The organism is Vibrio ostreae (genome assembly GCF_019226825.1).
GTDB lineage: Bacteria > Pseudomonadota > Gammaproteobacteria > Enterobacterales > Vibrionaceae > Vibrio > Vibrio ostreae.
Window position 1 is genome coordinate 2,297,907 of record NZ_CP076643.1, and the last position, 20,185, is coordinate 2,318,091.

General features: G+C 54.3%; 16 protein-coding genes and 3 pseudogenes. 13 read left to right on the plus strand and 6 right to left on the minus strand.

Annotated elements, in window-relative coordinates; all coding sequences use genetic code 11:
* Nucleotides 1-71: 71 nt before the first annotated feature.
* The 3 genes and pseudogenes from epd to KNV97_RS16620 all read right to left on the minus strand — a co-directional run bounded on the left by epd (nucleotide 72) and on the right by KNV97_RS16620 (nucleotide 4,482).
* Nucleotides 72-1,098, minus strand: a pseudogene (gene epd, locus KNV97_RS16610) (erythrose-4-phosphate dehydrogenase).
* Between the two features lie 244 nt (nucleotides 1,099-1,342).
* Nucleotides 1,343-2,299 (minus strand): siderophore ABC transporter substrate-binding protein, encoded by a 957-nt coding sequence (locus tag KNV97_RS16615; RefSeq protein ID WP_218562391.1) that lies wholly within the window; start codon nucleotides 2,297-2,299, stop codon nucleotides 1,343-1,345.
* 89 nt (nucleotides 2,300-2,388) lie between these two features.
* Nucleotides 2,389-4,482, minus strand: coding sequence for a TonB-dependent receptor domain-containing protein (locus tag KNV97_RS16620; protein WP_218562392.1), 2,094 nt, complete (start codon nucleotides 4,480-4,482; stop codon nucleotides 2,389-2,391).
* A gap of 162 nt (nucleotides 4,483-4,644) precedes the next feature.
* Between KNV97_RS16620 and KNV97_RS16625 the strand changes: the two genes are divergently transcribed.
* Entirely contained in the window at nucleotides 4,645-5,541 is an 897-nt protein-coding gene (locus tag KNV97_RS16625; RefSeq protein WP_218562393.1) for a LysR family transcriptional regulator, read from the plus strand.
* 82 nt (nucleotides 5,542-5,623) lie between these two features.
* Here KNV97_RS16625 and tkt read toward each other — a convergent pair whose 3' ends face one another.
* On the minus strand, nucleotides 5,624-7,621 hold the full coding sequence (gene tkt, locus KNV97_RS16630) for a transketolase (RefSeq protein WP_218562394.1): 1,998 nt from the start codon (nucleotides 7,619-7,621) through the stop codon (nucleotides 5,624-5,626).
* Between the two features lie 378 nt (nucleotides 7,622-7,999).
* Between tkt and metK the strand changes: the two genes are divergently transcribed.
* The 8 genes and pseudogenes from metK to ruvX all read left to right on the plus strand — a co-directional run bounded on the left by metK (nucleotide 8,000) and on the right by ruvX (nucleotide 14,987).
* On the plus strand, nucleotides 8,000-9,154 hold the full coding sequence (metK, locus tag KNV97_RS16635) for a methionine adenosyltransferase (RefSeq protein ID WP_136487555.1): 1,155 nt from the start codon (nucleotides 8,000-8,002) through the stop codon (nucleotides 9,152-9,154).
* 404 nt (nucleotides 9,155-9,558) lie between these two features.
* A complete protein-coding gene (locus tag KNV97_RS16640) occupies nucleotides 9,559-10,356 on the plus strand; it encodes a DUF2189 domain-containing protein (protein WP_218562395.1) in 798 nt (265 codons plus the stop codon).
* A gap of 213 nt (nucleotides 10,357-10,569) precedes the next feature.
* The gene (locus tag KNV97_RS16645; RefSeq protein ID WP_136487557.1) at nucleotides 10,570-11,070 is read left to right on the plus strand and encodes a SprT family zinc-dependent metalloprotease; all 501 of its coding nucleotides are present in this window, start codon (nucleotides 10,570-10,572) and stop codon (nucleotides 11,068-11,070) included.
* 181 nt (nucleotides 11,071-11,251) lie between these two features.
* Nucleotides 11,252-11,967 (plus strand): annotated as a pseudogene (locus KNV97_RS16650) (endonuclease).
* 224 nt (nucleotides 11,968-12,191) lie between these two features.
* Complete coding sequence (gene rsmE, locus KNV97_RS16655) at nucleotides 12,192-12,923, plus strand: 16S rRNA (uracil(1498)-N(3))-methyltransferase (protein ID WP_218562396.1); 732 nt, start codon at nucleotides 12,192-12,194, stop codon at nucleotides 12,921-12,923.
* Nucleotides 12,924-12,934: 11 nt separating this feature from the next.
* Nucleotides 12,935-13,891, plus strand: coding sequence for a glutathione synthase (gene gshB / locus KNV97_RS16660; protein ID WP_136487560.1), 957 nt, complete (start codon nucleotides 12,935-12,937; stop codon nucleotides 13,889-13,891).
* Between the two features lie 77 nt (nucleotides 13,892-13,968).
* Nucleotides 13,969-14,533, plus strand: a pseudogene (locus KNV97_RS16665) (YqgE/AlgH family protein).
* Between the two features lie 28 nt (nucleotides 14,534-14,561).
* A complete protein-coding gene (gene ruvX, locus KNV97_RS16670) occupies nucleotides 14,562-14,987 on the plus strand; it encodes a Holliday junction resolvase RuvX (RefSeq protein ID WP_136487562.1) in 426 nt (141 codons plus the stop codon).
* A gap of 142 nt (nucleotides 14,988-15,129) precedes the next feature.
* Here the strand turns inward: ruvX and KNV97_RS16675 are convergent, their stop codons facing one another.
* Both KNV97_RS16675 and KNV97_RS16680 read right to left on the minus strand, forming a co-directional pair.
* Nucleotides 15,130-16,245: a PilT/PilU family type 4a pilus ATPase gene (locus tag KNV97_RS16675; protein ID WP_218563448.1), complete on the minus strand. Its 1,116-nt coding sequence runs from the start codon at nucleotides 16,243-16,245 to the stop codon at nucleotides 15,130-15,132.
* Nucleotides 16,246-16,290: 45 nt separating this feature from the next.
* Nucleotides 16,291-17,328, minus strand: coding sequence for a type IV pilus twitching motility protein PilT (locus KNV97_RS16680; RefSeq protein ID WP_136487563.1), 1,038 nt, complete (start codon nucleotides 17,326-17,328; stop codon nucleotides 16,291-16,293).
* Nucleotides 17,329-17,368: 40 nt separating this feature from the next.
* On the opposite strand from KNV97_RS16680, the gene KNV97_RS16685 reads away from it, so the two are divergent.
* The 4 genes from KNV97_RS16685 (at nucleotide 17,369) to yggU (ending at nucleotide 20,079) form a co-directional block, all read left to right on the plus strand.
* On the plus strand, nucleotides 17,369-18,079 hold the full coding sequence (locus KNV97_RS16685; RefSeq protein ID WP_136487564.1) for a YggS family pyridoxal phosphate-dependent enzyme: 711 nt from the start codon (nucleotides 17,369-17,371) through the stop codon (nucleotides 18,077-18,079).
* Between the two features lie 211 nt (nucleotides 18,080-18,290).
* Nucleotides 18,291-19,109, plus strand: coding sequence for a pyrroline-5-carboxylate reductase (gene proC / locus KNV97_RS16690; RefSeq protein ID WP_218562397.1), 819 nt, complete (start codon nucleotides 18,291-18,293; stop codon nucleotides 19,107-19,109).
* 122 nt (nucleotides 19,110-19,231) lie between these two features.
* Complete coding sequence (locus tag KNV97_RS16695) at nucleotides 19,232-19,789, plus strand: YggT family protein (protein WP_136487566.1); 558 nt, start codon at nucleotides 19,232-19,234, stop codon at nucleotides 19,787-19,789.
* Nucleotides 19,789-20,079 (plus strand): DUF167 family protein YggU, encoded by a 291-nt coding sequence (gene yggU / locus KNV97_RS16700; protein WP_136487567.1) that lies wholly within the window; start codon nucleotides 19,789-19,791, stop codon nucleotides 20,077-20,079. Before KNV97_RS16695 ends, yggU begins: the two co-directional genes overlap by 1 nt.
* Nucleotides 20,080-20,185 lie beyond the last annotated feature (106 nt).

Here is a 20,185-nt window from a genome sequence, read left to right on the forward strand (position 1 = left end):
ATAAATATTTTTCCCCAATCAGGGGCAGCGTTCTCCCCATTCGGGGGCAACCGCCTCACCAGGCTAAAGCGCTATTGCGCGGCCTGCATCGCTAACGCAGTATCGAGCATACGGTTAGCAAATCCCCATTCGTTGTCGCACCAGACCAGCATTTTGACCAGTTGCCCGTTACTTACCCGTGTCTGGGTTCCGTCCACAATCGCACTGTGCGGATCATGGTTAAAATCGATGGAAACGAGCGGCGCTTCAGTATAGTCAACAATGTTGCTTAATGTACACTGAGACGCCTGTACTATGGTTTGATTTACGTCATTAACTTTCACATTTGTGTTCAAGGTAACGCTTAAATCCATCGCGGTCACATTTACGGTCGGCACGCGCACCGAAATGGCTTCAAATTTGTTGGAAAATTTCGGAAATATCCGTTCGATCCCTTTGTGCAGTTTGGTATCGACCGGAATGATCGACTGGCTGGCCGCACGGGTACGGCGCAGGTCACTGTGATAAGCATCGATGACCTGCTGATCATTCATTGATGAGTGAATGGTGGTGATGGTGCCGGAGTCAATGCCGAACGCATCATCGAGAACCTTGATGATCGGTACGATGCAGTTGGTGGTACAGGAACCGTTGGAAACGATGTGCTGATCAGCGCTCAGAGTGTCGTGGTTCACACCATAGATGATGGTGTTATCGATGTCCGCTGCACCAGGATGGGAAAACAGCACCTTGCCGGCGCCGGCCTCAATATGTTGCAGTCCATCGGCACGCGATCCGTACACGCCGGTACAATCGAGCACGATGTCGACATCAAGATCGCGCCACGGCAGCAGCGGTATTTCAGCCAGATGCAGAATACGCACCCGGTCAAAGTCGCCGTTGTCATGATGAATATACATGTGTTCCTGATCGTGGCTGATTTTTTTTACCAAACCGGCCATGACTGGTGTCATATTGCAACAGGTGCGCCATGGCTTCGGGCTTGGCAAGCTCATTCACCGCCACCACTTTAATGTGTTGGTTTTTGCCACTTTCGTACACAGCCCGCAGCACGTTACGGCCAATGCGTCCGAATCCGTTGATCGCCACTTTTAACATCGGTTCACTATCCCTTATTCCTTGTGCTGTGATGGTAGCGAGAAACGTCCGTTGATTCACCAAAAATCCGCCGCCAGCGGCTATCTTTTCTGCTTGTTTTGGAGTGAAACCGCTCCCAGCCGGGCTGGTTTACTGTACACCCAGTGATTAATTAAGCCGCTCTATGCCTGATTTCGCGCATAAAGAAGCCCGGCACCATGGCCGGGCTTGAAACAGGACAGTGTTCAATCTTAATCAGGCAGGCTTACTGCTCAAAACGACTGCTCAGATCGTTGAGGGTTTTGACTACACTCTGATAGCCGCCCAGGGCCAGGTACCACTCTTTCGGGTTGAGGTAGTAAACCTGATCTTTTTGCCATGCCGTCGTCGCGGTGATCTTGTCCATTGCTGACAGAGTATCCACCGCTTTACCTTCACCACCGGTCGCCGCGCCGCGATCCAGCACAAACAGCCAGCTAGGGTTTTCAGCCAGGGCCGCATCCAGACGCTGCTGACGCTCAGCCTGTTGCTGCTTGGCTTCTTCTGAGCCTGGTTTGGCACGTGGTTTCGGCTCTGCCGCTTCCACGGCCGGTACCACAGATTTGAGGCCGGTCAGGTCATACAGCATACCAAAACGCTCACCCGGCGCATGCAACATCACATGGCCGTTAATGGTAAACAGCACCAGTACCGGGCCTTGTTTGGCCGCTTGCGCATGCAGGCTGTGCAGTTTGTTATTGAATTCGACACTCAGTTGCTGCGCTTTTTCCTGCTGGTTGAACAGGGTGCCGAGCAGTGCCAGATTATGCTGCATGCCTTGCACGAAGTGGCCAGCATCAATGCTCAGATCCAGTGTCGGCGCCAGTTTGCTCAGCTCCTCGTAAGCACGTGACGAACGGCCGGCAACGATGATTAAGTCCGGCTGCAGCTGTTTCAGCGCATCGTAATCGGGCTTGAACAGATCGCCGATTTTAGTGACGTCGTCTCCTGAGTAGTGGCTGAGGTATTGCGGCATAAAAGTGTCCGGCACGCCCGCGGCGCTGACACCCAGGGCATTCATGGTATCCAGGGTTGCCAGGTCAAACACAGCCACACGCTGCGGTGCCTGCTCAACGGTCGTCGTGCCCTGCTTGTGCTGCACGGTCAGCGGAAACGCCAGCGCAGGCTGGATAAAACTCAATACGCTGGCGACTACCGCCAGGCCAACTGCCAATATTTTCATTGCTGTTCTCTTATATAGTCAGGTTTGCTCACGATAAAGCGGAAGGCCGGTATTTTATTCTCCGGGCCTCCCGCCTTTACTCTGTCAACTTAGAAGCGCATGGTCAGCGCCAGGTTGTACTTACGACCATCGAGGATGTAACGGTAGTTCTCGTCTTTCTCCGGGTTGATCTCTTTGTTAAACGCGTTGTACACGCCTGCTTTCAGGCTGATGTCTTGTTTGATTTTGTACACCAGACCGAGGTCAAACAGGGTATAGCCCGGGATCTTGAGGCCGTTGCTTGAACTGCCGCTGGTACCGGTCTGCCAGCGACCGGTGGTTTTGCTGCGGTAGTTACCCTGGGTCCAGAGCAGCAGTTTCTCCGTTGCCTGCCATTCCACTGACGCGTTGTACATGTGTTTCGCCACATCATTGAGCGGCTCACCTTTGTACTCACCGCTCTTCTGCTCGGTTTTGGTAAAGGTGTACGACTGGCGCAGCAGCACATCTTCGTTGATCTGGTAATCCATGGTCGCTTCAATACCGGACATTTCCGCTTTAGCGATGTTTTCGTAGGCGGTATAACCGTATTGGTGCGCCGGATAGACAGTGCCGCCGTAGTTACACTCGACGTTGGCTTCACAGATACGGCCGGTACGGTTGATCTTGTCTTCAAACTCGGTCAGATACGCGGTCAGCGTGGCGGAGATACCCGAATCATAGCTGTCGTCAAAGCCAAGGCCGATTTCATAGTTGATACTGGTTTCCGGTTTTAGATCCGGGTTACCGATGATCACACCACCGCGCGAGGTGGAACCAAAATCGGTTGCGCTCTGGCGCAGGCTCGGCGCTTTGTAGCCGGAAGTCACCCCGCCTTTGACCACCCAGGCATCGGTCAGGCCGTAAACGGTGTACACTTTCGGGCTGAAGTGGTTACCAAACGCTTCGTTGTCATCAAAACGGCCGCTCAGCACAATTGACCAGTCATCCATCGGCAGCCATTCATTTTCGGCAAAAATCGAGTACTGGTAACGTTCCATGGTGTTGATGGCATCGGCGTCGGCGACCACAGGCTCAGACAAGCCATTGCTGGCACCATCTTCCAGTTTTTCGTTTTTGTAGGTCGCGCCGACCGTCAGGGTATTGGCGTCCCAGAACCAGTTGGCTTGTGAGTTCAGGGTCAGCACATCGAAGTCGATACCGTTACCGGTATTTTCGTTCACCCGCGACGGGTTCTCGGAGTGGTCGTAGTTGACGTAAGATTTAACGCGCATGCGATCATAGTGACCTTCATGCTCAAGGAAATAGGTGTCACGGATGGATTTGCTGTAGCTCTGCTCCGCATCACTGATGCTGCCGTCGCGGTTGGTGACGGTTTTCGCAATACTCACGCCCGGGTTATGGGTGCGCTCCTGCTCGGCACGGCTGTAGCCGAATGTCAGGTTGTTTTGCTCATTCACGCTCCAGTTGAGCTTAGTGCTGAAGTTGCGGCGTTTGTATTCCGGATCGGACGCTTCACTGTCATCGCTGCCGATAAAGTGACTTTCGTCCTGATTGAGGTAAGAACCGGTGAACTGCAGTGAGAGCGTATCATCGATCAACGGCGCATTGAGCGCCACGCTGGTCTGGGTGGAATCTTCATTCACTTTGTTCGAGCTGTCGGCCAGGTTGTATTCCGTGGTGATGCTGCCGCTCCACTCATTGCCGACTTTCTTGGTGATCACGTTAATCACGCCGCCCATCGCATCCGAGCCGTACAAGGATGACGCCGGACCACGGATGACTTCGATACGCTCGATTTGCGAAACAGGAGGCAAAAAGTTAATCGGCGTACCAGCCTGGGTGCCATTAAGGCCAAAGGCATCGTTGCCTTGTACCGGACGGCCGTCAATCAGGAACAAGGTGTAATCAGATGACATACCGCGAATCATGATCGACTGCTCTACACCACCACCGGAGACTTGCACCCCGGAAATATTTTTTAACACATCAGTGATGTCGGTGTAGGACTTTTTTTCGATATCTTCAGCGGTGATCACCGAGATGGTTGCCGGGGCACGGGTAATATTCTGCTCAAAGCCCGAGGCGGTGACCACCACAGTTTCGTGAGCCTGATCTTGCGCCTCATTGGCCAGAGCCGGGAATTGACAAACCAGGCCGAGGGATACTGCTAATGAGACTCTAGATGGCGTCCATGTGTACATCTGACACTCCTTTCTGCTTTAAATGAAAATAATTATCAAAATCAAGATGAGAATTATTCACAAAAAGGAGTGCATGAATAGGGCAAGATGTGGAATACTTAGGCCCAGTTATGGAACAAAGCCTAATTTTTGTTGTCACCTCGGCCCGAAGAGGAAAGAAAAATGCAGGATCTCAGTGCAGTGCGCGCCTTCCATGCGCTCTGCCAACACAAAAGCCTGACCGGAGCGGCCAAAGCCCTCAACCAGCCTAAATCCACGCTCAGCCGCCGTCTGACTCAGTTAGAAGAAGACTTAGGCCAGGCTCTGGTCACACGCCAGGGCAACCGCCTGGCGCTGACCAAAGCCGGCGAAGTATTTGCCACCTACTCTGAGCAGTTGCTCGATCTGGCCAATAAAAGTCAGGAAGCCCTGCACGAGCTCAACCATGAGGTCAGCGGTGAAATGACCCTGGTCGTTCATCCTAACCTGACCCGCGGCTGGATGAGCCGGGTACTGGATGAATTTATGCTGCAACATCCGCAGCTGCGTGTGCGTCTCTACAGCCAGTTTCAGCATGGTGAACAGGCGCTGGAACCGGATTTGATTATCTGGATCGGCGATATCGGTCCGGCTGGCTACCGGCGCGAACTGCTCGGAGAGTGGCGCTGCGCCGTCTATGCCTCCCCTGCTTATCTTGAGCAGCATCGCCAGCCCGACCATCCGCGCGATCTGACGCAGCACGCCTGGATTGACCTGGTCGCGCTGCGCCACGAAGCGCTGACGCTGACCCACCCGCAACTGGGCGATTATGTGCTGCCGGCCAAAGAGAGCCGCCTGCAGTGCGACAGTCTCTACATGCAGATCGATACCATTGCCAAGGGACGCGGTATCGGCCTGCTGCCCAACTGGGTGGCACAAAGCTATGAAAAGCATCATCCGGGCAGTATCGCGGTCTGTCTGCCGCAGTGGTCAGCCGCCCCTTCCAATATCAACTGCTACTACCCGACCGGACGCCATCCGTTGCGGCTGCGCCTGTTTATTGATGCGCTGCGCGCCGCCTGCCCCGATGAGTGGAAATAAGCATGTCGCGTAGCATGCCTTAAACGAAAAAGGCCCTGCTCAGTGAGCAGGGCCTTGGGTTTGATTGCGTATTAAACCCGGCTTACGCCAGCAGTTCGTTCGCCGTATTGACCACGTTTTCCGCCGTGAAGCCGAACATCTTGAACAGCTCGCCCGCTGGTGCAGATTCACCGAAAGTAGTCATACCGATGATACGACCGCCAAAGCCGACGTACTTGTACCAGAAGTCTGCGATGCCCGCTTCAACCGCGATACGTGCGGTGACGTCTGATGGCAGTACCGCTTCACGGTAAGCCGCATCCTGCTTGTCGAAGGTGTCAGTCGATGGCATAGACACCACGCGAACCTGCTTACCTGCGGCAGTCAGTTGCGCTGCGGCTTGTACGGTCAGTTCCACTTCAGAGCCAGTCGCGATCAGGATCAGCTCAGGTTTGCCGGCACAATCTTGCAGGATATAACCGCCTTTGGCGATGTCCGCCACTTGCTGCGCGCTGCGCGCTTGCTGAGCCAGGTTCTGACGCGAGAAGATCAGCGCCGATGGCGCATCTTTACGCTCGATAGCCAGTTTCCACGCGACCGCAGATTCGACCTGGTCACACGGGCGCCACGTGCTCATGTTTGGTGTCATACGCAGTGACGCGATCTGCTCGACCGGTTGGTGAGTCGGGCCATCTTCACCCAGACCGATGGAGTCGTGAGTGTAGACCTGGATGTTCTGAATCTTCATCAGCGCCGCCATACGCATCGCGTTACGTGCGTATTCCATGAACATCAGGAAAGTCGCGCCGTAAGGCACGAAACCACCGTGCAGGGCAATACCGTTGATGATGGCGGTCATACCGAATTCACGTACACCATAGTGGATGTAGTTTCCGGCGAAATCTTCGTGAGTCAGCGACTTAGAGCCAGACCACATGGTCAGGTTAGACGGAGCCAGGTCGGCTGAGCCGCCCATGAATTCAGGCAGGATCTTACCGAACGCTTCCAGCGCGTTTTGGGACGCTTTACGTGACGCAATGTTGGCCGGATTGGCTTGCAGATCAGCAATCACTGCGCTGGTCACTTGTTCCCAGTCAGCCGGCAGATCACCGGCCATGCGGCGCTGGTATTCCGCCGCTTCGGCCGGGTAAGCCTCAGCGTAGGCTGCAAATTTTTCATTCCAGGCGGCTTCTTTGGCTGCACCGGCTTCTTTGGCATCCCACTCGGCGTAGATATCGGCCGGGATTTCAAACGCGCCGTATTCCCAACCGAGGAATTCACGCGCAGCTTTGATTTCGTCTGCGCCCAGCGGAGCGCCGTGACAGTCGTGTGAGCCCGCTTTGTTTGGTGAACCAAAACCGATGATGGTCTTGGTACAGATCAGGGTCGGACGACCGGTTTCCGCCTGTGCGGCTTCGATAGCTGCATTAATCGCTTCTGGATCGTGACCGTCTACTGCCGGGATAACGTGCCAGCCGTAAGCTTCGAAACGTTTTGGCGTATCGTCAGAGAACCAGCCTTCAACGTGACCGTCGATAGAGATGCCGTTGTCATCCCAGAAGGCAATCAGTTTGCCCAGACCGAGCGTACCGGCCAGAGAACATGCTTCGTGCGAGATGCCTTCCATCAGACAGCCGTCGCCCAGGAATGCATAAGTAAAGTGGTCAACGATGTCGTGACCTTCTTTATTGAACTGCGCGGCCAGCGCTTTTTCCGCAATCGCCATACCCACGGCGTTAGTGATACCCTGACCCAGCGGACCTGTGGTGGTCTCGATGCCTGGTGCGTAACCGTATTCAGGGTGACCCGGGGTTTTCGAGTGCAGCTGACGGAAGTTTTTCAGGTCGTCGATTGACAGCTCGTAGCCACTCAGGTGCAGCAGAGAGTAGATCAGCATAGAGCCGTGGCCATTGGACAGCACGAAGCGGTCACGGTCAGCCCAGTTCGGGTTTTGCGGGTTGTGGTTCAGGTGACTGCGCCACAGCACTTCAGCGATGTCAGCCATCCCCATCGGGGCGCCTGGGTGACCAGAGTTAGCCTGTTGTACACCATCCATGCTCAGCGCGCGGATTGCGTTAGCCAGTTGTTTACGGGAAGACATGTCAGCTCCTAAAGCAATATGCGAAAAATATCCGTCGGTCGCCAATTGACCTCACCAAGCCGCTTTCAGGGCGTGACGTTGAGGTCAATCGGGGAGAAAATTGGCCGATATTGTCGCAAAGCCGGATCGGCACTGCAAACCTTTTGCTGGCGCTTTGTTCCAATTTTGCAATGCTTTACGACATATTGATGCACAAAGCCTGCAAAAGTCCTGCCGATAAGCAAACGTTTGGTTAGCAATCATTCAAAAAAAGAGCTTGTAATTTAAGCATTCAAAACTAGAATAGACGTCTAGATGTAGAAACGCCTACATAATGAACGATTTTACAGAGCAGTGACCACGGCGCACTGCTCTTTTGATTATAGAATTGGAGCAATCATGGCTAAGCACCTGTTTACTTCTGAATCAGTATCAGAAGGCCATCCGGATAAAATCGCAGACCAAATCTCTGATGCGGTTTTAGATGCCATTTTGGAACAAGATCCAAAAGCACGTGTTGCTTGTGAAACTTACGTGAAAACCGGCATGGTTATGGTCGGTGGTGAAATCACCACTTCAGCTTGGGTTGATATCGAAGAGCTGACGCGTGAAACCGTACGTGAAATTGGCTACACCCACTCAGACATGGGTTTCGATGCGGACTCTTGTGCGGTACTGAACACCATCGGTAAACAGTCTCCAGACATCAACCAGGGCGTCGACAAATCTGACCCTAAAGAACAGGGCGCCGGCGACCAGGGCATCATGTTCGGTTATGCATGTAACGAAACTGACGTGCTGATGCCTGCACCAATTACATACTCTCACCGTCTGGTTGAGCGTCAGGCGAAAGTGCGTAAGAACGGCACCCTGCCGTGGTTGCGTCCGGATGCAAAATCTCAGGTCACTTTCCAGTACGACCAGGGCAAGATCGTCGGTATCGACGCGGTGGTTCTGTCAACGCAACACTGTGATTCAATCTCTACCCCGGATCTGCGTGAAGCGGTGATGGAAGAGATCATTAAGCCGGTTCTGCCAGCTGAATGGCTGAACAAAGAGACAAAATTCTTCATCAACCCAACCGGCCGTTTCGTTATCGGTGGTCCTATGGGTGACTGTGGCCTGACCGGTCGTAAGATCATCGTTGATACTTACGGCGGCGCAGCACGTCACGGTGGTGGTGCATTCTCTGGTAAAGATCCATCAAAAGTAGACCGCAGTGCAGCGTACGCCGCGCGTTACGTAGCGAAAAACATTGTTGCTGCCGGTATGGCTGACCGCTGTGAGATCCAGCTGTCTTACGCTATCGGTGTTGCGGATCCAACCTCAATCATGGTGGAAACGTTCGGTACTGAAAAAGTCTCACACGACATCATCATTGAAGCGGTACGTCAGTTCTTCGATCTGCGTCCGTACGGTCTGCAAGAGATGCTGAACCTGCTGCAACCTATCTACAAGAAGACCGCAGCATACGGTCACTTCGGCCGCGAAGAGTTCCCTTGGGAAGCCACTGACAAAGCCGCTGAACTGCGTGACTTCGCGGGTCTGAAATAAGTTCTTTCAACGGACATAAGTTCAGCCAGCGCACATCATAAAGCGCCACATTTCAAAGCCCTTGCCATCGCGCCAGGGCTTTTTTATTCCCCCTCTTTCTTGCCCGCTTACTTGCCCGCTTAGCTCGCTGCCTATCAGTGCTTTCAATCTGCTATTGCCTGGTTAAATTTTATTCGTTTATTTGTGTTTTTGCTGCACGTCAGCAATAGTTAATACGAACAGACTGAATAGTTAACACCAACAGACGCAATCGTTCATACCAACAGACGAAATAATGAATACCGATAGAATTGATACTGCGCTGCCCGGGGGACTTTCCTCTTCAAGACACCACGCTCTTGCAAGGCACCCCGCTGGCTGCGTTCCTTATCCCACTGCTGTGCCTAATCGATCAGGGAGGATTTATGCCTCGTACGGTTCACTCTTCCGACTTCGACCATAAGCAAAAAGAAGTCGGTCCACAGGAATACGCCCGCACGCTGCCATGTAACTCGGTGAGTGTGTCTGCTCCGTTTCACTGGCTGGCGCTCGGCCTGCATGACTTTATCCGCATGCCGCTCATCAGCGCGTTCTACGGGCTGTGCTTTATGGCCGCCGCGATCGGTATTGTGCTGCTGGTGCAGTGGCAAGGCACCCACCTGGTCATTCTGCCCAGTCTGGTGATCTATATGCTGATTGGCCCTTTCCTTGCGCTCGGTTTGTACGCCGCGAGCTGGGAACGGGAGAAAGGCCACTCCGCCGGTCTGCTCCATTCGATTAAAGCCATTACCCGTAACTCCAGTTCACAGTGGGCATTTGCGGTGATGCTGGCCGTGGCGATGATTTTCTGGATGCGGATTGCCGCGCTGCTGCACGCGCTCTATCCGTCGGTGCAGGGCGCGCCGCTGACCGACTTCCTGCCGTTTCTGGTGATTGGCTCGCTGGTCGGTTTCGTGATTGCCTGTGTCATCTTCAGTATCTCGGCGTTTTCGATTCCGTTGATGATGGAGCGCCGCGTCGATGTGATGACCGCCGTGTTCAGCAGCTTTAACGCGGTGAAGTCCAACATTCAGGCCATGATCGTCTGGGCCGGGGTGATTGGCGGCGGGATCCTGATTGGCTTTGCCACCTACGGTATCGGTATGCTGTTTACTATGCCGATTCTCGGCTACAGCACCTGGCACGCCTACCATGCGATCATCAAGAAGAAACATGACGGCTAATCCTGGCCACAAGCGGACAATGTGTAACAAATGACACTGATGTCAAAGGTCTCCAACCTGACTCACTGTCCCGTCCACTGGATACTACAGCGAGTACGGTCAACAGTGTTATGATAAAACCTCAGCCAAATGCTGAGGTTTTTTTTTATCTTTTCTCTCGTGCCCCCGTGACCACACGCCGTTACTGAGCACGCTTCGCCGGAGTCCCTGTTTGTGGTCGATTTTGAACTGCAGTATCGCGCCAAAGCGCAAATTCAACGTTGTATCGACAAAGCCGAGCGCTATTTTAAGCGTCCCTTTGCCACTCCAAAGCTGAGCTTTCAACTGCGCGGTAAAGTGGCCGGCAAAGCCTATCTGCAGTTGCAGGAGATCCGTCTCAATCCGGTGCTGTTTGGCGAAAACCCGCACGCTTTCATCGAGGAAGTGGTGCCGCATGAAATCGCCCACCTGATCACCTATCAGATTTACGGCCGGGTGCGCCCGCACGGCAGCGAGTGGCAACACATCATGACTGAGGTATTTGGCGTGCCCGCCAATACCACCCACCGTTTCTCGGTCGCCTCAGTACAGGGCAAGACCTTTGAGTATCTGTGTGCCTGTAACCGTTATCCGCTCTCGGTGCGCCGCCACAATAAAGTGCTGCGCAATCAGGCGGTGTACCGCTGCCAGCAGTGCCAGCAAACTCTGACCTTCACCGGCAAACAACTCTCTTAAAGCTGCGTCTGTGCGGCCATTGCCGAGCCTGACTTTATCGGACGTTATGCGCTAACGACCACCGCAGCGCGCAAGTTTTGGTCAGACAGTGCGCTGCGTTCCGTAATGATAAAAACATCTGCTCAAACTGCCATTTATGAGTGATAGACTGGAAAAAATCACACTATAACCAGTCTTTACTATGTTGCGTTTATTACTTGCGCTGGGCTTAAGCAGCCTGGTTTCGGCAGCCTGGGCTTCAGCACCGACCTCTTTTTATCAGGCCAAAAAGGCCGCACTGACGATTTATCAGGATCATCCGGTCAGCTTTTACTGTGGCTGTAACATCACCTGGCAGGGCAAAAAAGGCACACCGGATCTGCAGAGTTGTGGCTATCAGGTGCGCAAACAGCAAAAACGTGCCAGTCGCATCGAATGGGAACACGTTGTTCCGGCCTGGCAGTTTGGCCACCAGCTGCAATGCTGGCAAAAAGGCGGGCGCAAAGAGTGCTCACGTCATGACGCCACCTTCAAGCGTATGGAAGCGGATCTGCACAATCTGACCCCGGCGATCGGTGAGGTGAACGGCGACCGATCCAATCTCAACTTCAGCCAGTGGAACGGCATCGACGGTGCGACTTACGGCCGCTGCGAAGTACAGGTCAACTTTAAACAGCGCCGGGTGATGCCGCCGGAGGCGCGCGCGGCGCGATTGCACGGACCTATCTGTATATGAGCGACCGCTACGGTTTTCGTCTCTCCAAGGCCCAGGCTCAGTTGATGCAGGCCTGGAACCGCCAGTATCCGGTTAACCAGTGGGAGTGCGTGCGCGATCAGCGTATCGAACGCATTCAGGGCAACCACAACCCGTATGTCATCGAGCAGTGCCGCAGCTACGCACTGAGCGCCAAACCTTAATCGTACGCGCTTTATCATCTGCGCGTTAATCCGCGCGGCCACACCACAGCCTGACTGCCCGGCCGCAAGCGGTCGATGACCATGCGGACAGATGACCATGCTGACTTTGCGCCAAAACTGACTTTGTGCCAAAACAAGGGCAATCCGCGATTGCCCCTTGTTTTTTTGCTGTAAAGCGCCCATCTTAAGGGCCAGATAATTAGCATAATTTCAGGAATACCAGCATGCGAGTTCCCCGTATTTATCACCCGCACCCTATTACTCACCTTGGCGCGCTCACTTTGAGTGAGGATGCGGCCGGTCACATCGGGCGCGTACTGCGCATGCAACCGGGTCAGGAAGTCCTGCTGTTTGACGGCAGTGGCGCGGAATTTCCGGCTGTGATTACCGAATCCGGTAAGAAGCAGGTGGTGGTCGAACTTTCTGAGCGGGTTGAGAACAGTATTGAGTCCCCGCTCGATCTCCATCTGGGACAAGTCATTTCCCGTGGCGATAAAATGGAGTTCACCATTCAGAAATCGGTCGAGCTCGGCGTCAACACCATCACACCGCTCATATCTGAGCGCTGCGGCGTCAAGCTGGATCCGAAACGGTTTGAGAAGAAACTGCAGCAATGGCAGAAGATAGCCATCAGCGCCTGTGAACAGTGTGGCCGTAATATCGTGCCGGAAATTCGTCCGATCATGAGCCTGGAAGAGTGGTGTGGCGAGCAGAGCGACGCGCTCAAACTCAACCTGCATCCGCGCGCTAAATATTCCATCAATACCCTGCCACAGCCGGTAAGCAAAGTGCGCCTGCTGATTGGCCCGGAAGGCGGCCTGTCATCACAAGAGATCAAGATGACCCGCGATCACCAATTTGAAGAGACGCTGCTCGGCCCGCGCGTACTGCGCACCGAAACCGCAGCCTTAACCGCAATTACAGCCCTGCAAGTTCGCTTCGGCGATCTTGGCTAACGGAGATGAGCATGATTAAACTCGGCATCGTAATGGACCCGATTTCGTCCATTAACATCAAAAAAGACACCAGCTTCGCCATGATGCTAGAAGCGCAACGTCGCGGTTATGAGATTCATTATATGGAGATGAATGATCTACACTTAGATCAAGGCGTCGCCATGGCTGACACCAAAGTTGTCGAGCTGAAAGAAGATCCAACCGGCTGGTATGAATTCAAGTCCGAGCAATCCATCGCCCTGTCTGAACTCGACGCCGTGCTGATGCGTAAAGATCCTCCGTTTGATACTGAATACATTTACGCGACCTACATTCTGGAACGTGCAGAAGAAGAAGGTACCCTGGTGGTCAACAAGCCACAAAGCCTGCGTGACTGTAACGAAAAACTGTTCACTGCCTGGTTCCCGGAACTGACGCCGACCACGATGGTGACGCGTAAAGCCGAGAAGATTAAAGCGTTCCGCGAGCAGCATGGTGACATTATCCTTAAGCCTCTCGACGGCATGGGCGGCGCCTCGATTTTCCGGGTCAAGCAAGGCGATCCGAACGTGTCGGTGATCATTGAAACGCTGACCAACCAGGGACAAAACTACTGCATGGCACAGACGTTCGTGCCGGATATCAGCAACGGTGACAAACGTATCCTGGTGGTGGATGGTGAACCGATGCCTTACTGTCTGGCTCGTATTCCGGCCGCCGGTGAAACCCGTGGTAACCTGGCTGCCGGTGGTCGTGGTGAAGCACGCCCGATCAGCGACACTGATCGCAAGATTGCCGAAACCGTGGCACCGGTACTAAAAGAAAAAGGTCTGATCTTTGTCGGCCTTGACGTCATTGGCGATAAACTGACTGAGATTAACGTGACCAGCCCGACTTGCGTACGCGAGATTGAGGCGGCCTTCGATATCTCAATCACAGGTAAACTGATGGACGCGATTGAGCGTCGTATCAAAGCCTTGTCATTGTAAGGAGCTCCGCTCCTGAAAATTGGGCCTCACTCGCGGTGCAAATACCGCAGTGCCGGCCCTTGCAAGTGGAGACACAGATGAACCTGACCAACCATTTTCTCGTCGCCATGCCAAGCATGCAGGATCCTTACTTCAAGCACAGTGTGATTTACATCTGTGAACACAATGAAGAGGGGGGCGATGGGGCTGATGATCAATGCTCCGATTGATGTCACTGTCGGCGGGATGCTCGAGCAGGTTGAAGTGGAAGCGGCGTATCCGCAGTCACACGCTGACAGCCTGAAACGTCCGGTATTTAACGGTGGGCCGATTTCGGAAGATCGCGGTTTTATTCTGCACCGTCCGAAAGATCATTATGAATCGAGCATTCATATGACCAACGAGATCAGTGTCACCACCTCAAAAGATATTCTGACGGTACTGGGCACCGATGCCGAGCCAAGCGGCTACATTGTCGCACTGGGTTACTCCGGCTGGTCGCCGGGTCAGCTCGAAGATGAACTGGCGGAAAACTCCTGGCTGACGATTGAAGCCGATCCGGAGCTGATCTTTAACACCCCGGTGCATGAAAAGTGGAATAAAGCGATTCAGAAACTGGGTATTAATCCGCACCAGCTGTCCACCCAGACCGGACACGCCTGAGCGGCGCGCAATTTAAGAGAAACACCCTATGTCACGCACTATTATGGCGTTTGATTTCGGTACTAAGAGTATCGGCAGCGCCATTGGCCAGGAAATCACTGGCACCGCCTCACCATTGAAAGCGTTTAAAGCCAACGATGGCATTCCCAACTGGGATGAGATTGAAAAGCAGATCAAAGAGTGGCAACCCGATCTGCTGGTGGTTGGCCTGCCGACTGACCTGCAAGGCAAAGCGCTGGAAACCATTACCCCGCGCGCCAAGAAGTTTGCCCAGCGGCTGCACGGCCGCTACGGCCTGCCGGTCGAACTGCATGATGAACGGCTGTCAACGGCCGAAGCGCGCGCCGAGCTGTTCTCGATGGGCGGCTACAAAGCGCTGAGCAAAGGCAACGTCGACTGCCAGTCGGCGGTGGTGATCCTGGAAAGCTGGTTCGAAACCCTGTGGGGCGAATAGCGACTGACTGCGCAGCATTTCCATCCTGCTCCAGCAACAGCATGTAAAAAACAGCCTGCTTCGGCTGTTTTTTATCATTCCCCATCACCCCGGGCGCTGAATCCATATACACTTAGTCCATATACACTTAGTCCATATAAACTTAGTCCATATCAATCTGCACATTCGCCAGTGAACCGCCGGACAGCGCAGAACCCTCTGTGCCCGAGCGGGTTTTGAGCATCAGACGCAGATCATTGGCCGAATCGGCACTGTGCAGCGCTTCCTGCTCATCGATTTTATCCTCTGCCACCAGCTGGTACAGCGCCTGATCAAAGGTCTGCATGCCGTTTTCACGTGATTTGGCCATGGTCGCTTTCAGTTCATGCAGATCGCCGCGCCGGATAAGATCCGCCACGCGCGGACTGTTGAGCAATATTTCAAACACCCCGTGCCGCCCCTGACCCTGTTTATCCGCCAGCAATTGCTGCGCGATAATCCCTTGCAGGTTGAGCGACAGATCAAACAGAAACTGCTCGCGGCGCTCTTTGCTGACCAGATGTAAAATGCGCTCCAGCGCCTGGTTGGCATTATTAGCGTGCAGGGTAGCCAGACACAGATGGCCGGTTTCGGCAAAGGTCATGGCGTATTCCATCGTCTCACGTGTGCGGATCTCCCCGATGACGATCATGTCCGGCGCCTGACGCAGCGAGTTTTTCAGCGCCACTTCAAAACTGTCGGTATCCAGGCCGACTTCACGCTGGGTCACGATACTGCGCTGATGGGGATGAACGAACTCAATCGGATCTTCCACGCTGAGGATATGCCCGCTGCGCTCGGCATTGCGATAGCCGGTCATCGCCGCCAGGGTGGTCGACTTACCGGAGCCGGTCGCCCCCACTACCAGCACCAGGCCGCGCTTGGCCAGTGCCAGATCTTTCAGTACCGGCGGCAAATCGAGCTGCTCAAAGGTCGGGATGTCGGTTTCGATGCGGCGGATCACCGCGCCCGGCTGCTCGCGCTGCATAAAAGCACTGACCCGGAAACGGCCAAAGTCACGCACCAGGGCAAAATTAGCTTCATGGCTGGCGGTAAACTCTTGCTGGCGGGCACTGTCCATCATCGCATCCAGCAGTTGCCCGACCTGAGCCGAGCCAAGTGCACTGCCCTCAGCCTCCAGTGCGCCGTTGACCCGGTACAGCAGCGGCGCGCCGACCGTGATATAGATATCGGACGCTTTACGCGTCACCATGCCCTGCAGGCACTCATCGAGTTGCATCATGCTCTCTTTATCCTGATTACTCATAAACGCTCAGTCAGCTGCTTAAAACCCAGCAATATCGGTGGCGATTTTTTGCTGCACTTCAGCCTGATCCACCAGCCCTTTCGCCAGCAGCTGCTTGGCATTCTGCTCCATGGTCTGCATGCCGTGCATGGCACCGGTCTGGATAATCGAGTACATCTGCGCCACTTTATCCTCGCGGATCAAGTTACGGATCGCCGGTGTGGCCAGCATCACCTCATGACAGGCCACCCGGCCGCCCCCGACCCGTTTGAGCAGCTTCTGGGCGATCACCGCGCGCAGTGACTCCGACAGCATGGAGCGCACCATAGATTTATCATTGCCGGGGAAGACATCGATAATCCGGTCGATGGTTTTCGCCGCCGAGCTGGTGTGCAGGGTACCAAACACTAAGTGGCCGGTTTCTGCGGCGGTCAGCGCCAGGCTGATAGTCTCCTGGTCACGCAGCTCACCAACCAGAATCACATCCGGATCCTCACGCAGCGCGCTGCGCAGCGCATTTTTAAAGCTATGGGTATCGCGGTGCACTTCACGCTGGTTAATCAGGCATTTATTGTTGCTATGGACAAACTCGATCGGGTCTTCAATGGTCAGGATATGTTTATTATGGTGGGCATTGATGTAATCCACCATCGCCGCCAGTGTGGTCGATTTACCGGAACCGGTCGGGCCGGTGACCAGCACCAGGCCTTTCTCATAGTTGGCGATTTTACTGAAGATCTCCGGCGCTTCCAGCTGCTCTAAACTTGGAATCGTGGTCGGGATGGTCCGCAGCACCGCTGAGGCACCACGCGCCTGATGAAATGCGTTGACCCGGAAACGGCCGACCGACGGCAGTTCAAAGGAAAAGTCCACTTCGAGCCGTTCTTCATACTCGCTGCGCTGGGCATCGTTCATAATTTCAAAAATTAATCGATGCACGTCAGCATGGCTAAAAGCAGGCACACCAAGCTTTCTCACCTCGCCGTCGATGCGAACCATCGGAGGAACGCCTGCAGAAAGATGTAGATCTGACGCATTATGTTTTACACTAAATTCCAGTAATTCAGAGATATCCATTTAATTTTCCTATGGTCAACAGACCCAAATAAGTCCGGCTATGAGTAGTATTCAACAAAATCTTGAACTTATCACGGCGCAGATCGCAAGCGCACAACAAAAGTGTGGTCGCGCTCCAGGCTCAGTGCAACTTCTGGCAGTGAGCAAGACTAAACCGGTTGAAGCCATTCTGGAAGCTGCCGCGGCAGGCCAGCGCAGCTTTGGTGAAAACTATGTCCAGGAAGGCTGCGATAAAGTGCAGTTTTTCGCCACCCAACATCCTGAGCTCGATCTGGAATGGCATTTTATCGGCCCGCTGCAATCCAATAAAACCCGCCTGATTGCCGAGCACTTTGACTGGATGCACACCATTGACCGCGCCAAGATTGCCCAACGCCTCAGTGAACAGCGTCCGGCCCATCTGCCGCCGCTGCAGGTGCTTATCCAGGTGAATACCAGTGGTGAAACCTCTAAGTCCGGCATCAGTGCGCAGCAATTATTTCCGCTCGCGGAATTGATTTCTACTCTGCCGGGCCTCACGTTAAGAGGATTGATGTCAATTCCGGAGAACGTCACCGACTATCAGTCGCAGTTGGCCGCCTTTCAGCAACTGGCCGCGTTAAAACAGCAACTGGCGGACAAGTTTGACGGCATTGATACCCTGTCGATGGGCATGAGCGGCGATATGGACGCGGCAATTGAAGCCGGCAGTACCATTGTGCGCATCGGTACCGCGATTTTTGGTCAGCGCGATTACAGCCAGAAAGGGTAATCCGCGCCGTGATCCAGGGTGTGGTTAACGTACCATTTGCCGCACCGTTTTACCGTCTGTAACGATTTAAGCGGGTGCACCGCGCAGACAGACTGTACCCTAAGTCATCAGTCTGGTTGTGACACGAATTTGGAACTCAGGTCTGCGGCTCTGAGCCGGTATCGGCCGATATCAGCACAGGTCAGCAGCCACAATATTGGACAAGAGAAGCATGGAACAAAGAACCGTCGCCTTTATCGGCGCAGGAAACATGGCACACGCCATCATCGCAGGTTTGGTCAGCAGCGGCTATCCGGCGCAGAGCATCATTGCCACCGCACCTTCTGAAACCCGCCGCCTGCCGCTGGAGCAGAACTATGGTATCCGCACCAGCAGTGACAACCTGGCGGCGGCTAGCGAAGCCGATGTGGTGGTGCTGGCAGTCAAACCGCAGCTGATGGCTGAGGTTTGTAAGCCGCTGCAGGCGATCGATTTTTCCGGCAAGCTGGTGATTTCGATTGCGGCTGGTGTGTCGGCGGCGCGTCTCAATGAGATGCTGGCAACGCAACTGCGTCTGGTGCGCGTCATGCCAAACACCCCTTCGCTGGTGAACCGCGGTATGGCCGGTCTGTTTGCGACTCCGCAGGTGGCCGAGCAGGATAAAGTGTTCACCGCAGAGCTGATGCGCGCCGTGGGTGAAGTATGCTGGGTGGAACAAGAGTCAGGCATTAACAGCGTGATTGCTGCGGCAGGCAGTGCCCCGGCCTATTTCTTCCTGTTTATGGAAGCAATGCAGGCTGAAGCGATAGCCCAAGGCTTTGACGCGGCAACCGCGCGTCTGCTGGTGCAGCAGTCAGCGCTCGGCGCTGCGGAGATGGTTAAAGCCAATCCGCAGATTGAACTGTCGACCCTGCGTGAGCAGGTGACCTCGAAAGGCGGCACCACCGCCGAAGCCATCCGCACTTTCAATGAGCATCAGCTCAGTGAGATTGTCGCGCAAGCGATGCGCGCTGCCGTGAGCCGCGCACAAGAGATGGAAAAATTATTTTAATATTAACGATCGTTTCATTACCCTAGTGCACACTCAATACTTCCGCTGCCGCACCCGTGCCAGACAGTGGTAAATTGTGGCGTGTCAGACCCAACGATCATCCTACGCAGTAAGGGCAACCTATGAATGCAATGAGTTTTTTAATCTCCACCCTGTTTGATCTTTATATCATGGTCGTGATTCTTAGAATCTGGCTGCAGGCAGCGCGTGCTGATTTCTACAACCCATTTTCCCAGTTTGTGGTAAAAGCGACCCAGCCGGTAGTCGGCCCGCTTCGCCGTGTTATTCCATCCGTCGGCAGCCTGGATCTGGCCACGATCTTGTTCGGTTATGTGTTGTGTATTCTCAAATACGTTGCCCTGATCCTGATCGCCTCCGGCGGCAGTGTGGTATTCAGCGCTGACTTCCTGCTGCTTGGCCTGCTGTCGCTGATTAAAGCGGCCGGTGGCCTGCTGTTCTGGGTACTGCTGCTGCGCGCTATTCTGAGCTGGGTCAGCCAGGGTCGCAGCCCGGTGGAGTACGTGTTCCATCAGCTGACCGAGCCTATGCTGGCACCGATTCGCCGCGTGATCCCTGTGATGGGCGGTTTTGACCTCAGCGTACTGGTGCTGTTCATTGTGCTGCAGTTTGCTAACTTCCTGATGGGCGACTTTATCGGTCCTATCTGGTATCAGCTATAATGAAAGCAGCCTGGTTTGACGGGGACGATCTGGTATTACGGCTGTATATTCAGCCCAAGGCCAGCCGTGACACAATTGTCGGCTTGCATGGCGATGAGCTCAAAGTGGCGATTACCGCCCCGCCGGTGGACGGCAAAGCCAACGCACATCTCAGTAAGTTCCTGGCAAAACAGTGTAAGGTAGCGAAAGGACTGATCGCGATAGAAAAAGGGGAGCTTGGCCGCCACAAACAAGTGCGCATCAGTGCTCCGGTCTGTCTGCCGCCGCCGGTTGCGGCACTGCTCAGTTAATTACATACTTCCCCACCTTATGGTGGGGATTGTTTTTAGAGCAGTGCCATTTGATCACCATCCCGAACCTGCGGACCGGGTGGGTCTTTTATGGAGAAAGCCCTTA